At 52.9% G+C, this 13,631-nt stretch carries 7 protein-coding genes; 1 reads left to right on the forward strand and 6 read right to left on the reverse strand.

Features of this window, described 5'->3' with window-relative positions; translation table 11 throughout:
• Positions 1-301: 301 nt before the first annotated feature.
• Positions 302-3,190, forward strand: a complete 2,889-nt coding sequence (locus AC5DDB_RS01700; protein WP_491737932.1) for a DEAD/DEAH box helicase — start codon at positions 302-304, stop codon at positions 3,188-3,190.
• A 614-nt stretch (positions 3,191-3,804) separates the two neighbouring features.
• On the opposite strand, the gene AC5DDB_RS01705 is transcribed toward AC5DDB_RS01700, so the two are convergent.
• The 6 genes from AC5DDB_RS01705 to AC5DDB_RS01730 form a co-directional block, all read right to left on the reverse strand.
• Positions 3,805-4,047: a hypothetical protein gene (locus tag AC5DDB_RS01705; protein WP_491737933.1), complete on the reverse strand. Its 243-nt coding sequence runs from the start codon at positions 4,045-4,047 to the stop codon at positions 3,805-3,807.
• Between the two features lie 53 nt (positions 4,048-4,100).
• A complete protein-coding gene (locus tag AC5DDB_RS01710; protein ID WP_491737934.1) occupies positions 4,101-4,421 on the reverse strand; it encodes a hypothetical protein in 321 nt (106 codons plus the stop codon).
• A gap of 408 nt (positions 4,422-4,829) precedes the next feature.
• Positions 4,830-6,266, reverse strand: a complete 1,437-nt coding sequence (locus AC5DDB_RS01715) for an RHS repeat-associated core domain-containing protein (protein ID WP_491737935.1) — start codon at positions 6,264-6,266, stop codon at positions 4,830-4,832.
• A 130-nt stretch (positions 6,267-6,396) separates the two neighbouring features.
• Positions 6,397-6,582, reverse strand: coding sequence for a hypothetical protein (locus AC5DDB_RS01720; protein WP_491737936.1), 186 nt, complete (start codon positions 6,580-6,582; stop codon positions 6,397-6,399).
• Positions 6,583-6,632: 50 nt separating this feature from the next.
• The gene (locus tag AC5DDB_RS01725; protein ID WP_491737937.1) at positions 6,633-7,118 is read right to left on the reverse strand and encodes a hypothetical protein; all 486 of its coding nucleotides are present in this window, start codon (positions 7,116-7,118) and stop codon (positions 6,633-6,635) included.
• Between the two features lies 1 nt (position 7,119).
• Positions 7,120-13,404, reverse strand: coding sequence for an RHS repeat-associated core domain-containing protein (locus tag AC5DDB_RS01730; protein WP_491737938.1), 6,285 nt, complete (start codon positions 13,402-13,404; stop codon positions 7,120-7,122).
• Between the last annotated feature and the right edge of the window lie 227 nt (positions 13,405-13,631).

The raw sequence follows: 13,631 nt of genomic DNA on the forward strand, positions 1-13,631 counted from the left end.
CTATAAAAATTCACAACTTCGGCCAAAGCCAGCACCATTCGGCGAATTGACTGACTTCGATAAGAGCGCCATTCAACATATCGTCCGCTCGCACGGCAACATTGTCGTTTTTCGCCTCGCGCATCGCCGATGTTGTGATCTGGAAGGTTTACATCCGAAGAAATACCGCAAAGTTATCTTGCTGACGCCTATTATTCAAAGGATGGATTGCCGACATGACAATCTAGGGTTCAAGAAGTCCCTTTCTGATCCGACCTTTGAGGTGACTTACCAGTAAAGTGTATAAAGACTATGGGGTCTTATGCCAAGCTACTTTTCAGACCATTCTCGGCTACTTCAATTCCCCGAAGCTCATGGTGAAGAAGTCGGATTGCGTCGCGCGCAACGAGGGGCAATTTTCTCGATTGGTTCGCATTTTAGCTTGTCGCGAGAAAATGCATTGATCTCGATGCCGACGGGCACTGGCAAGACCGGCGTGCTAATGATGGCGCCTTATCTGCTAAAGGCATCCCGATCTTTGGTCATTACACCAAGCCGCATGGTCCGCGATCAAATTGCAGAAGAATTTGGCAATCTATCTCTACTCAAACGCCTCACCGTCCTTTCAGACGTGGTTGAGTGCCCAAAGGTTCAAGCTATCGAATCAAAGATATTGCGAGAAGAGCAATGGGACACGCTGACGGGAGCGGATGTAGTCGTCACGACCCCAATGGGTTCGAGCCCTGCCATTAAAGATATCCCCCATCCGCCGGATGATCTATTTGATCTATTGTTGGTGGACGAAGCCCATCACAGCCCGGCCATGACCTGGAAAGCTTTGATGCAGGCGTTTCCACGAGCAAGGCAGATTCTATTCACCGCAACACCGTTTCGACGTGACAGAAAGCAACTTCCTGGGGAGTTCGTCTACGAATTTCCATTGCGTGAAGCACTCAGAGACAGGGTTTTCGGCTCAATTGAATTCGTTGGCTGCGACGAAGAAGAAGGCGTTTCCAACGACTGGTTGATCGCTCGTCGCGCCGAAGTGGAATACAACGCTGATCGGGACGCCGGCTTTGATCATCGTGTGATGGTGCGTACCGATAGTCGTACCCGTGCAGCCGAACTGAAGACGCTCTACGACGAACAAACCGACTTGGACCTGGTGGTGATCCACGGCCAGCACTCACTTCGCCATGTTCGCCGTTCAGTCAATCGATTGCGTTCGGGCGAACTGGATGGCGTAATCTGTGTCGACATGTTTGGCGAAGGTGTCGATATGCCGCAGTTGAAAATCGCGGCCATTCACTCGCCTCACCGGTCCCTCGCTGTCACATTGCAATTCATCGGACGATTTGCTCGCACCGGAGCAGAGAACATCGGGAGGGCAAAGTTCATCGCAGTTCCCGAAGAAATTGAGACCGAAACCAAGGCTCTCTATCAGCAAGGCGCGGTGTGGGAAGAATTGGTGACGAATCTTGGTGATTCACGAGTAACAGGTGAACGCGCCTTGCGAGAACAGATGCGTTCTTTCTCACCGGAATTCGTCGATACATCGAATCTAGACCTATCGCTGGCCATTATTCGGCCGTGGTATCACAGCAAGGTGTTTCACGTAGGTCACAATGTCGATCTCCACGCTGATATCGAGTTCGGAGGCGATATAGAAATCGTTCAGCAGTTCATCAGCGACGACTTGAATTGTGCGGTCTACGTGTGTCATAGCATCAAGAAACCCCGTTGGATAGAAGTCCCGTCTATCCAAGATATCGAGTATCAACTATTCGTTGTTCATCACGATGCCGACCACGGTTTCCTTTTCATAAATTCGTCCGTCAAGACCGAAGACATGTATTCCCAGATTGCCGAGCACCTTGTAGACGGGGCATTCATGGGAGTCTCGACCTCCCACATCAATCGAGCGTTACGTGCTTTGCAAAATCCATCTTTTTTCAGCGTCGGCCTCAAAAACCGCCTTTTCGGCAACCAAGTCGAGAGTTACCGGATTATCACTGGTGGCAAGGCAGATGGAGCGGTAAGCAATACAGATGCTCAATTGTTTGACAGAGGGCATCTCTTCGGCAGCGGGGACACGGATGAAGGAAAGGCGACACTTGGGATTAGTACATTATCAAAAGTGTGGAGTAACCGGGCTGGGTTCGTCCCAGAATATGTTGCCTGGTGCCGAGCGGTCGGAGAGCAGCTTTCCAACTCGACACCAGTAGTTACCGGATCGCGAATAGATCTTCTTGCAACTGGTGAGGAGGTCTCAAGCATCCCGGCCGCTGTGATCGGCGCGACGTGGCATGAGACGGTCTACAAGCTAAGACCGTTGGTTTCGATCGATGGAATCGAGACTCCTGTAGACTTGCTATCACTCGACCTTGAAATCGAGAATTGCTCATCTGACGAAGCCAGAATCTTACTTTTAGGATTGGACAAACCGGTAAGAATAGTGTTTCGTTTGTCGGGAAATCCCTACTTCGAAGTGGAGTCAGATGCACAGATCACGGTAGCGTTCCGCACCCAAGAAGCGCCTCTTGCCCAGTATTTGAGTAGCTTTGGTCTACACCTATACCTTGCCGACTTCTCGCGTCTTCATCGAAACCAGTTGTTTCGTTCTAATCTGAATTGCGAATATCTTCCCCCATCTGCCTTTCGCGTTGAGGACTGGGCCGGACACGACGTCGACATCACGTGCGAGTTTGGGGCACCCCAAACGGGCTTGTCGATTCATGACGGCATGGAGAATCTACTTCGGCAAAAGGACGGAGTCGTAATCTACGATCACCGATCCGGAGAAATTGCGGATTTTCTCGCAATCTACGATTGCGATGGCGCCGTCCATTGTGATGTCTATCACTGCAAGAAGTCCGGCGGAGCGTCTCCAGGGAGCCGAGTGGGCGATGCGTACGAAGTTGCTGGGCAAGTAGTTAAGTGTGTCACACTATCGAAATCACCATCTGCCCTCAAGACGGAAATGACACGACGGTTAGCCACTGGCTCGGTGCTTCGGCAAGGCAATCTAACGGAGCTGGAAAGATTGCTTGATAAAGCTGAGCAATCTCGTTTTCATTTTCGGGTAAATCTCGTTCAGCCGGGTATTTCCAAGTCCGGTATCACCGAACCAGTGAATCGCGTCTTGGCGGCAGCTCATGACTACGTTCGTGCAACGACGGGAATCGCACCACGGATGTGGGTATCGTCGTAGACGCGTTACATCCGACTTTGTCACTGCATGTCATAATTCCCTTTATGCCATATTCATAGCGGTTCCTCTTCATTCCACGTGCCCTCACGCTGTCAGCCGTACGTTTCGGGCAGTCGTCTAGTATCGCTGTTGACGGACCGTCGACTTCCTACCCTGGTCATAGACGCCGGTGAGAATGAAAACGAAGCGTTGGTTCCATTACGCTTAGTATTGAAGTCGACTTTGACGAGGAGCGACGCTGAAGGCGTAGCAGAAGTTGCCCAGGCCATCTCCACACTTCATCGATTTCAAAGACTCGTCAAATGTTGGCAGCTCAACAAATCGAGTAGGATTTGTCGAAGCTAGGGGAATTGAACCTGTGTCTGGCGTTAATGGAAGTCGCGATTCGGCAATAGTTTGCGGAATCTGCTAGTCCTGTGGTGCTGCAAATGCGCTGCATGTGATCGACACCAGATTGCAAAAACTGTCTTCGTTTGGGCAGTGATGTTGCCGACGGTGTCGTAGTCGAGGTGGTTGGTGAATGTTGTGGTGTCGGTGGCTGCGTCGTAATCGGCCCAATCGCGGATGGTGCCTTGTGGTCGGTGAGGGACCAGAGGATGTCGCCGACGGCGTCCTCATCGGCGAAGACCTGATCGATGGCGGTGCAGCAGGTTGCCGCTGAGGTCGAAGACCAGAGCGACACCGGTCGCCGGATCGGTTTTGCCGCAGTCTGCATAGACATAGCGTTCGCCACGATCGACGGTGCCGTTGCCGTTGTCATCCACCGCCTTGCCGATGCGACGACCTAATCCGTCGTAGTCGTACTCGAATTCTTGGTGACGGTGTCGGTTGGCGTAAAGGATGATACTGCATCGCATTTAGATACTGGGAGTTGCCCCAATCTATGTGACTCACGCACAACGATATTACTCTAGTCAGCAATGTAAGCCTTTTGAACAATATCAAATTCATCAAACTTGAGAATAAGAAAGGGTGAAATATCTAGCGGTAGAAGCGATTGCAGAGTCATGCGAGACTCGCGCTCAAAGAATATCCAGCTATCTTCCGTCTTTTGGTCTGGTTGCACAGTCAGCGTCTTGACGACCTGTTGCCTGTTCAAACCTACAAGGCTGTCAGGATTTGAAAATGCCTTATCAAGTGGGTGATTGTTTGAGAAAGTCGCAAAAACAGCATAAAAAATTGCGATTGCGCCAGTAGCAATAAGACTTCGAATTATCACCGAGCCACTCATTTATATTCTCCAGCAAACATGTGAAGAAACGTTCAATAGAAACATGGATCGTTTTGGCAACTTTTTCGAAATAGTCTGAGGGCTCGTAACTAATTTTGCAAAACACTTACTTTTAGAGCATCTGCTGAAGTGTATATTTTTGAACGATTTGGTTTCAGAATGTAATTTCAGCAGTTGAGGACAATTGTAGCGAAAGCTTACCCAGGACGATTTAATCTATACAGAGAAGGAGGTGCTCGAATCAACATGAGTCCGTGGCCGATGACCAACGACCTGAAAATAGAGTGTCGACGAGATTTTTTGCCTTAATTCTATTACGCTTTGTTCACGATGACCAGGCCACGGACCGAATTAATGATGCCAAATTGAGCAAAGATGTAAACAAACGAAACTGCATATTCGTCATGTCTACGGGCCTTGATTATAGATAAGACCACCTCCTCGACCTCTACCACCGCCAGGCATGCCTCCTGTTGGCACACCACCGTTCACACCTCCTCGGTTGGCCCCACTGGAGTTAGAAGATGAAGATGAACCTTCGTTGTTTCCTTGCCAGAAAAGGTAATGTTGTATTCGTTCAAGATTATTGAAAGGGTCTCCGCAAGGCATAAATCTTTGGCCTTCATATTCAACAATACGATTGTCGTCGGGAGACAAGACAGGTCTGTATCCGAAATTCAATATTTGGTTGAACTCTTCTAGTGGAGCTGGGGCAGCTGCGATTCCACCGCCTTCGACCGCAACTAGCGTCAACAACGCAGTTAACAAATCGGGAGCTGTTTCGATAGTCTCATTCGCTAGCGTAGTACCAAATCTATTCGAAACCAAGTCCTCGACACTCCAGGCCGAGGTTGATCCCCGAACCGCTTGACCTCTTTCCAAACACTCTCCCGCTTCAAGTACAACCCAATTCGGGGCCGAACGAGCTTGTTCATAAGCTGCTAGAACATGTCTTAGATCGAGAAATCCGAGCTGATTAGTGTAAAAGCTTCTGCCAAGACTCTCGTCACCACCTCCCGCAAACTGAGCTTGAAGAGCTGATAGATACTCATCATGGCTGGGGCGATGGCCTAAATTTGCATGCAACTCTTGGTATACAGTGCTTAGAATGACTCCTAATTCTCTCTCGGAATCTATAACAGTCGGCTCGAAGATTTCTAGACCACTGGGATCTGTGTATTTGATCGGGCTGTTTCCGACGTACCTAGCTAGGCCCGTATCCCCCGCAAAAAAACCAATCGGATCTTCGCTGATCCATCTTCCGACGGCGGGATCATACCAGCGGTGGCGGTTGTATTGTAGGTCGACGTCGGCGTCCCATTCTCGACCGGTGTAGGCGTAAAGGGGAGTGTGGCTGGTGTTGGATTGGGCGGTGATGTTGCCGAAGGTGTCGTATTCGAGGTGGTTGGTGACGGTGGTGGTGTCGGTGGTCGCGTCGTAGTCGGCCCAATCGCGGACGGTGCCTTGGTGGTCGGTGAGTGGCCAGAGGATGTCACCGACGGCGTCCTCGTCGGCGAAGACCTGATCGATGCCGGGGCCGTGCAGGTAGCGGTGCAGCAGGTTGCCGTTGAGGTCGAAGACGAGAGCCACGTCATCCAGAGCGACGCCGGTAGCCGGGTCGGTATTGCCGCCGTCGTCGTAGACATAGCGTTCGCCAGTGACATCATTAGCCGATCGTGCCCGCGACGGCACTGGCAAAGCCAGTGGCACCCAACGTAAAACCATTCGACAGTGCCACCCCGCCCGTCCTTTGGTCATCGAAGTCGCGGTTGGGCAATAGTTTGAGGAATTTTTTGATCCCGTGTTGCTGCAAATGCGCTGCATGTGATCGACACCAGATTGCAAAAACGGTCTTCGTTTGGGCGGTGATGTTGCCGAAGGTGTCGTATTCGAGGTGGTTGGTGATGGTCGTGGTGTCGGTTGTTGCGTCGTAGTCGGCCCAATCGCGGACGGTGCCTTGGTGGTCGGTGAGGGATCAGAGGATGTCACCGACGGCGTTCTCATCGGCGAAAACCTGATCGATGCCGGGGCCGTGCAGGTGGCGGTGCAGCAGGTTGCCGCTGAGAACGAAGACCAGAGCCACGCCGGTCGCTGGGTCGGTCTTGCCGCCGTCGTCATAGACATAGCGTTCGCCGCGATTGATGTTGCCGTTGTCATACACCGCCGTGCCGATCCGGCTGCAAGCTGGGACTCGTCCCAGCCTACGTTACTTCATTCGATGCTGTCAGCAATCGAAGAAATTCCCGCGATTTTTTTCAGTGTATACAGCGCGGCATCTCGTAACGACTTTGGCTCATTCTCATCGTTTGATAACTTTGCCAATATCCGACCGATCTCAACATTCTGCGTATTTTCATACCAATTTCCAAGGCCCAAGAGCGCGACTTTCCTCAACTCAAGGTCTTCGTCACCGTTAACAAGCATTATGACCTGCTCACAGACTGTGGAAGTACATGGCCAAAGATAAATCAGTCCCAACAGAGCAGCTATACGCTTTTGGAGAATTGGGCATGACAAGTATCTCAATGCGGACTCGCTACTCTTCAAAACATTCGAAGACTCAGTCCCAAATTCGTCTTCTATTTTTTGCACGACAGCGGCACGTCGTTTCGTGAGGTGGAGCACTTTGGAGCGATTTGATTCTGCAGACGCGGTCGCCAGTTGTGATAGCAATTCGTCGTAGTCGTTGTCATTCATATCATCTCCCTCGTACACAGTTGATTAAAAACCTAGCAATTTCACGCAATCTTTCACCGCGTGCCCTTGCCAATTCGGCAACATCGTCCCACTTTTGAGCGCGCAACCAATTGCCATTGGCTCTTTCTTGTTCGGCAAATCCTTCGAAACTGCGAGCGGCTGCAAATTGCTCATTCGCTTCAGTTTGTGCATCAATTATTTCCCTTTCGATTGGTTGAAATTCTGAGTAGTATTGTTGTGGTCCGTGTAAGCCAACAACAACACCAGTGGTGACCAAACCACCCTGCACGACGACTGGAGAAACTACCGTCACGGTCCCACCGACAGTGCCACCGCCGACAAGAGCCCCACCAGCGGATCCAGTAGCTATCGTGCCTCCAGCTGTCAAACCAAGTCCGGCGCCGACGCCCGGGGCAACTCCCGATACTGCCCCACCTATTGCTCCGTTTATGGCAGCGTCTCCGCAATTGTTCGAAAAAGCAGAATTTATGAATCCTGTCACTCCCCCGGCAACGCCACCAACGCCAGCACCAGCCAATGCACCCGGTCCAGCCCCGACGCCAGCACTTGGTATGCCACCAACCGCGGCACCCGTCACGGCACCTGTTGTGGCCCCAGCGGCAGCCCCACTCGCCGTTCCGGAAATTGCGACGCCCGCTGCATCTCCCCAGGTACCTAAAGTAGGACCGAAGCCCCCGGCCCCCTCTTCCCACGGCCAATAGAACCGTTGGCCGAACATTCGCCAACTTAAGCCGCTGGGGTCGGTGGTGTCCGCCGCGCTGTTGCCAACGTAACGCGAAAGATTTGCATCGCCCGCGTTAAAGCCGATTGGGTCTTCGCTGATCCATCTTCCAACAGTAGGATCATACCAGCGTCGGCGGTTGTATTGCAGGTCAACGTCTTCGTCCCAGATGCGGCCGGTGTAGGCGTGTTTGGGGGTGAGGTTCGGGTTGGTTTCGGCAGTGATCTGGCCGAAGCTGTCGTAGGTCAGATGATTGCTCACGGTCGTGGTGTTTGTTGCGGGATCATATTCGGCGACGTCGCGGACGGTTCCCTGATGATCCGTTAACGACCACATGATTTCTCCCAAACTCGTCTCATCCGCGAAGACCTGATCGATACCGGGACCGTGCAGGTAGCGGTTGGTCAAAGCTCCCGTGTCGTCAAAGACCAGTACAATATCATCGAGCGGCACGCCGGTGGCGGGGTCGGTTTTGCCGCTGTCGTCGTAGACGTAGCGTTCGCCTCGATCGATGGTGCCGTCGCCGTTGTCATCAACCGCCTTGCCGATTCGACGGCCTAGACCATCGTAGTCATACTCGACTTTCTTAGTCAGCGTGTCGGTCGACGTGAAGAACGAGACGGCGACGAGTTGATTACGATGGTCCCACTCGTAGGTCACATAATCATTCGTCGACTTGTTCGTTTTTTTGGTGCGATTGCCTTCGTCATCGTACTCGTAGTCATAGGTGCCATCAGAGAGTAACTGGTTGTTATCGCCGGTGACATAACCGGTCAGCGTGCGGTTGCCGTTGTCGTCGTAGGTATAAGTTTCGTCGGTTTGAAACGTGTGATCGGCCGCGGTCAGCTGATTGGTGTCGTCATAGCTGTAGTCAGTCGTGCCGTCGGGACTGACCATTTCCGTGATGCGGCCGGATGCATCGTAGGCATAGTCGTAGTCCAACGTCACCGGAGATCCGCCGCCTTGGGGAAGGCTATGAGTGAGGTCGGTCACGAGACCGGCGTCGTTGTAGGCATAGTTGGTCGTTCCGACGTACTCCGTCTTCGCGAGGTCGGCGTAACGGGTGATCTGCGTGACTTGACCGGCATCGTTGTATGCGAAGTCGACCCGTTTGGCAGTTCCTGATGGCTTAGTTTGCCGGACGGTGACGACTTGACCGGCGGAGTCGTAACTGGTTTTTGTGGTGTGGTCCCACGAACCACCCACTGTGGCGACCGCGCGGGTTCGCTCGTAGCCATCATCGTAGTGGTAACCCATGATCACGGCTGGGGAATCCGATGTACCACCGGTCTGACCGCCGAGGTTGTCGGTTTCGGTGATCCGTCCTAGATCGTCGTACTCGTAAACGTACTTCGAATCGCCATCCTCAATGCTGCGGAGCGTGCCGATCGGTCCGTAGGTCGCCGTTGTATTGTAGGTGTAGTCGATCGTATCGAGGACGGTCGTGCCATCGGTGTCGAGCCATTGTTCTTGATCGATCCGATAATTCGAACCACCGTCGAAGCTGAACTCATAGTCCCATTCGGTGATCCGGCCCAAGGCGTCCGTTTTCTGGGTGCGATGTCCGGCGGCATCGTAATCGTATTCGCGGAAGTCGCCGAGTTCGTTGGTTTCTTTGATGAGGCGACCCAGAGCGTCATAGTCCCAATCGGTGACGTTGCTTTCGGGATCGGTGAGCGTGTCCAGCTGGCCGCGCGTGGTGTAGGTGTAGCTGGTGACGCCGGTTTCCGGATTGGTTTCGGAGAGGATGCGCCCGACGTTGTCGTAGGTGTAACTGGTCGTGTTGTTCAGCGGATCGGTTTCGGATTCCACGCGACCGAGCGTATCGTAGGTCGTCACATAGTCTGCGGTGCCGGTCCCGTTCGCATCCGGGTTAGGACGGCTGATTGTGCGTTCGAGTTGACCGCTGACGACCTGATAGCTGGTGGTCGTCACATTGCTGAGCGGATCGGTTACGGTTTCGAGTCGCCCGATGTCGTCGTAAGTGTAGGTGGTCGTGTTATCCAGCGGATCAGTTTCGGATTCCACGCGCCCAAAGATATCATACGTCGTGACCCACTCTGGATCGATGCTGTCGGTTGGGCTGGGATCCGGTGGAGTGACTGTTACGACGAGTTGGCCGCCCACGTCGGCGTAAGCCGCAGTCGTCTCGTAGCTCAGTTCGTCTGTCAAGGACGTGAGTCGCCCGATGGCGTCGTACTGGTAATCGGTCGTCCGTCCAAAGGCATCGGTCGTCGAGGTGACAAGCCCCAAAGGATCATACTCGGTGCTGCGAGAGCGGGTCATGGTGCCAGCCGTCGCTTCTCGTCCGAGAGCGTCGTAAGTGTAACTGACGATATTTCCCAGGGCGTCCTCGTAGGTCGAAAGCTCTCCGAGGGCTGTATAGGTATACGTGGCGAGCTTAACACCGGTACCGAGCGGATTGACGAATCCACTCCCGGTATCTTCCAGGAATTCGACGGTGAGCAAATCGCCCGCGGTGTTGTACCCATAGAGGGTTTTGTGACCGGCGGGATCAATCATTGACGATAACCGACCGGCATCGTCGTAGGTGTAGCTAGTCGTGGCTCCGTTGGCATCAGTTTCGCTCGCCAACTTCCCATCGAGATGATACGTGTAGGTAGCGAGCATGACACCGGTTCCCAAAGGATTGACGAACCCGCTGCCAGTGTCTTCGAGGAATTCCACGGATAGTAGTTGTCCGGCATTGTCGTATGTGTAATCGGTCTTGTGGTCGCGATAGTCCAGTTCGTAATCGATTTGGCTCGCTGTATTATAGATGTAGGTCGTGGTCCGCCCGATGGCATCCGTGGTCGTCGTCAAACGTCCCATGTTGTCGTAGGTATTGACAACTTGTTTGACATCGGTGCCGAGCGGATTGACGTAGACTTGGCTTCCTGTGTCTTCGAGAAACTCGACAGAGAGCAGGTTGCCCAGTGCGTCGTATTCGTATTTGGTTTTATGACCGAAACGATCGAGTGCGAAGTCGACGTTGCCCGCGTCGTCGTAGCTGTAGGTGGTGACGTGCCCCAGGGCGTTGGTTTCGGTTTTGATCCGGCCGAGGGAATCATAGGTGTAGCTGACAACATCCGGATCGGCTCCGCTGGCGACACCGTCCCGAGCTTCGAGGGCATTGGTCCCGGTGCCGTCGGTGACGCGCAGTGACGTGAGTTTTTCACCGGCATTGTAAGCGAAATAGGTCGTGTACCCAGCGGCGTTCTCTTCCGACTCAACCAGTCCATCCGATGTGTACTCCAACACGGACCAGGCTGGATCGGAGCCATTGGCCAATGCGCGTCCCGCAAGCGGATTGGTATTGAACACGTCCTTGAGCCGGATCGTATCCAACACGCCGTCGGAATCGGAGTCTTGATAGGTTTTCGTTAGACCACGGGCATCGGTTTCGGTGACTCGGCGGCCAGCACTGTCATAGGAGTAGCTGATAACAGCTGCGAACAAAGGTCCCGTGTCATCCGGGTCAGGGTACGTGATCGACTCGACTCGACCGTAGTCGTCGTAAGCCGTCGTGGTCACATTGCCATTTGGATCAGTCTCGGTGATAACCTGACCGGCCGAATTGTATGCGAATGAATAAACCGGAGCTGCGACGAGGTCACCTGGATCTGGGTCGGGCAAGGTGACCGTCGCAACTTGGCCCTTGCCATTTCCAATCGTGTGATACGTGTATTCGGTTACTGGCCGTGGTAACCCCACGCCGACACCATCCGGGTCGGGACCAATTTCCTTTTTGAGCTGGCCAATCACGGTGTATTCAAAGTTCCACACCGGAGCTTCCAAGGGACCGTCACCATCCGGATCGGGCAACGTGACGGATTCCAGTTTTTCTTCTCCATACAGTCCGTCGGCGACGTAGGTGTATGTGGTCACATTTCCACCACGATCTGTGTAAGTTAACGGCTGCCGCTGTTGAGAGCCAGAGGGATAGGTCCAGAATTCAAACAAGCCATCGTTGTGACGCACCGATGTCTGTCGTCCCCATTTGTCGTAGGTGAACCAAGTTGACATGACGATGGTACCTTGGTCGTCCCGATGTCGCTCACGTAGTACACGTCCACTGGCATCCCTCACCCATTCCGTACTACTCCCGCTCGGGTTGACTTTTTCAAGTTCGTAGCCGAAACGGTCGTAGCGAATTCTCCAGGTTCCTTCGGAGTTTGTCCGTGTCGCAAAAAGCCCACTCACAGGCACGAAGGTGTCGATCAATGCTGCTGCCTGAGAAACATAGGTCTCAGTCCCTTGACCAGGTTTAGTCTGGCTCGTTGCGAGACGCGTGGCAGTATCATAGGCGATCTGCGTTTCCCCACCCTCTTCGTCAGTAATCTTTGTGACCTGAAGTGTCGTTGGATCATATTCGTAAGCGACATCGATCTGCCCTGACGTGCCCGACGCTAGCCGAGAAAACTTTTGAAGGGTACCGTTCGTGTTGTACGTATACGCTGTAGCGCGTCCTTCAAAATCCGTATATTCAGTAACGTGTGTCCCTGCCGTATTGTATGTGTATGTGGCTTGGCGACCGGTCGTCGTATCCGTGATTGAAGCAATGTCGTCCGTATTGCCGTCGCTGTCGGCATCAATATATGAGTAGGTACGAACCGTGACTCCGCTTTGGTTCTGGCGTTCGATCAATAGACCGTCACCGTCGAAAATGAGTGTGCCGCCACGTTGATTGTTGACAACACTGTATTCATCCGCATTGGAGTCGTAGAACAATTCGGCGTTTGTTCCATCGGGTGTGATAAATCCTCCCGAGCCATCAGTGACGAAGTAACCCGCTGTGCCTTCACCCCGAAAGTGCGAAACTCCGCCGGTGCCAATTTCCAACCAATCCAAATCTGGAACTGACCAACGATTGCCAAATGGACTGTCGATGTGATTGACTAAATGATCGTATCCGGTTATTTGCAGAGTACTTGTCGACGAGTCCGGAAAAGTCAGGGTAATGTCGACAGTGTAGTCATAGCGTGCTGTCGGCAATGCCGTTGCGTCGACTTGCAGGGCAAACTTACCTTGGACGCTTTCTGAAGTCGTAGAAAGGCTGGATGGTAGACCGAGGGAAACGGTCTTGGTCAGTTGTTGTTGAGATGGGAGATTCGTCCCATACGTTAAAACAGCCGTGATATCATTCGGTTTCGCCCCGCCCTGAAGTGTCAAGTCAAATTCTAGGACGGGATGTGGATTCCCAGTGGAAGCATTGCTTGGTGTCGTATCCACAACTGCCTGTAAAGCAGAAGCAGACTGCGAGACATCGATATTGGCATCGGACAGATCGACACTGGCAACTGGTTCACAAGTGCAAGTGCAAGGACAGTCGATGTTCTCATTGTTCGATCCCGATGTGCCGATTCCGGTTAAATCGTAGACGTCAATCAACATACGAGCTTCAATCTCAGCTCCGCTTGCGTCTTCCGCAACGACGATGAGGAAATGTTGATACCCTTGACTTATCGAAGGGTCTACCGAAAGCGGTTCAGCTAGATAGATATTCCCATTTTGATCAATCGAAAACTCTTCGACGAAAGGCACGCCGTCATTTCCAGTTTCGAGCGAATACTGGATCCCTCCAGCGCTGGAAGTAGCTGAAACAGTGCCAATGATTGTACCTGGTGTTTCAGCAACTGTCGTATCGAAGTTATAGTCTTCATGTCCCTGAAACCAGTCACCCGGCGTATCGTGGAATTCAAAGCCCGACGAACCTCCCGACGAACCTCCCGACGAACCTCCCGACGAACCTCCCGACGAACCTCCCGACG

The sequence above is a fragment of the Thalassoroseus sp. genome (genome assembly GCF_984380535.1).

What these genes read in the sequence shown, in the direction of transcription:
- AC5DDB_RS01700 (WP_491737932.1), top strand. Translation starts at nt 302, where the DNA reads ATGCCAAGCTACTTTTCAGACCATTCTCGGCTACTTCAATTCCCCGAA.
- AC5DDB_RS01705 (WP_491737933.1), bottom strand. Translation starts at nt 4,047, where the DNA reads ATGCGATGCAGTATCATCCTTTACGCCAACCGACACCGTCACCAAGAA.
- AC5DDB_RS01725 (WP_491737937.1), bottom strand. Translation starts at nt 7,118, where the DNA reads ATGAATGACAACGACTACGACGAATTGCTATCACAACTGGCGACCGCG.
- AC5DDB_RS01710 (WP_491737934.1), bottom strand. Translation starts at nt 4,421, where the DNA reads ATGAGTGGCTCGGTGATAATTCGAAGTCTTATTGCTACTGGCGCAATC.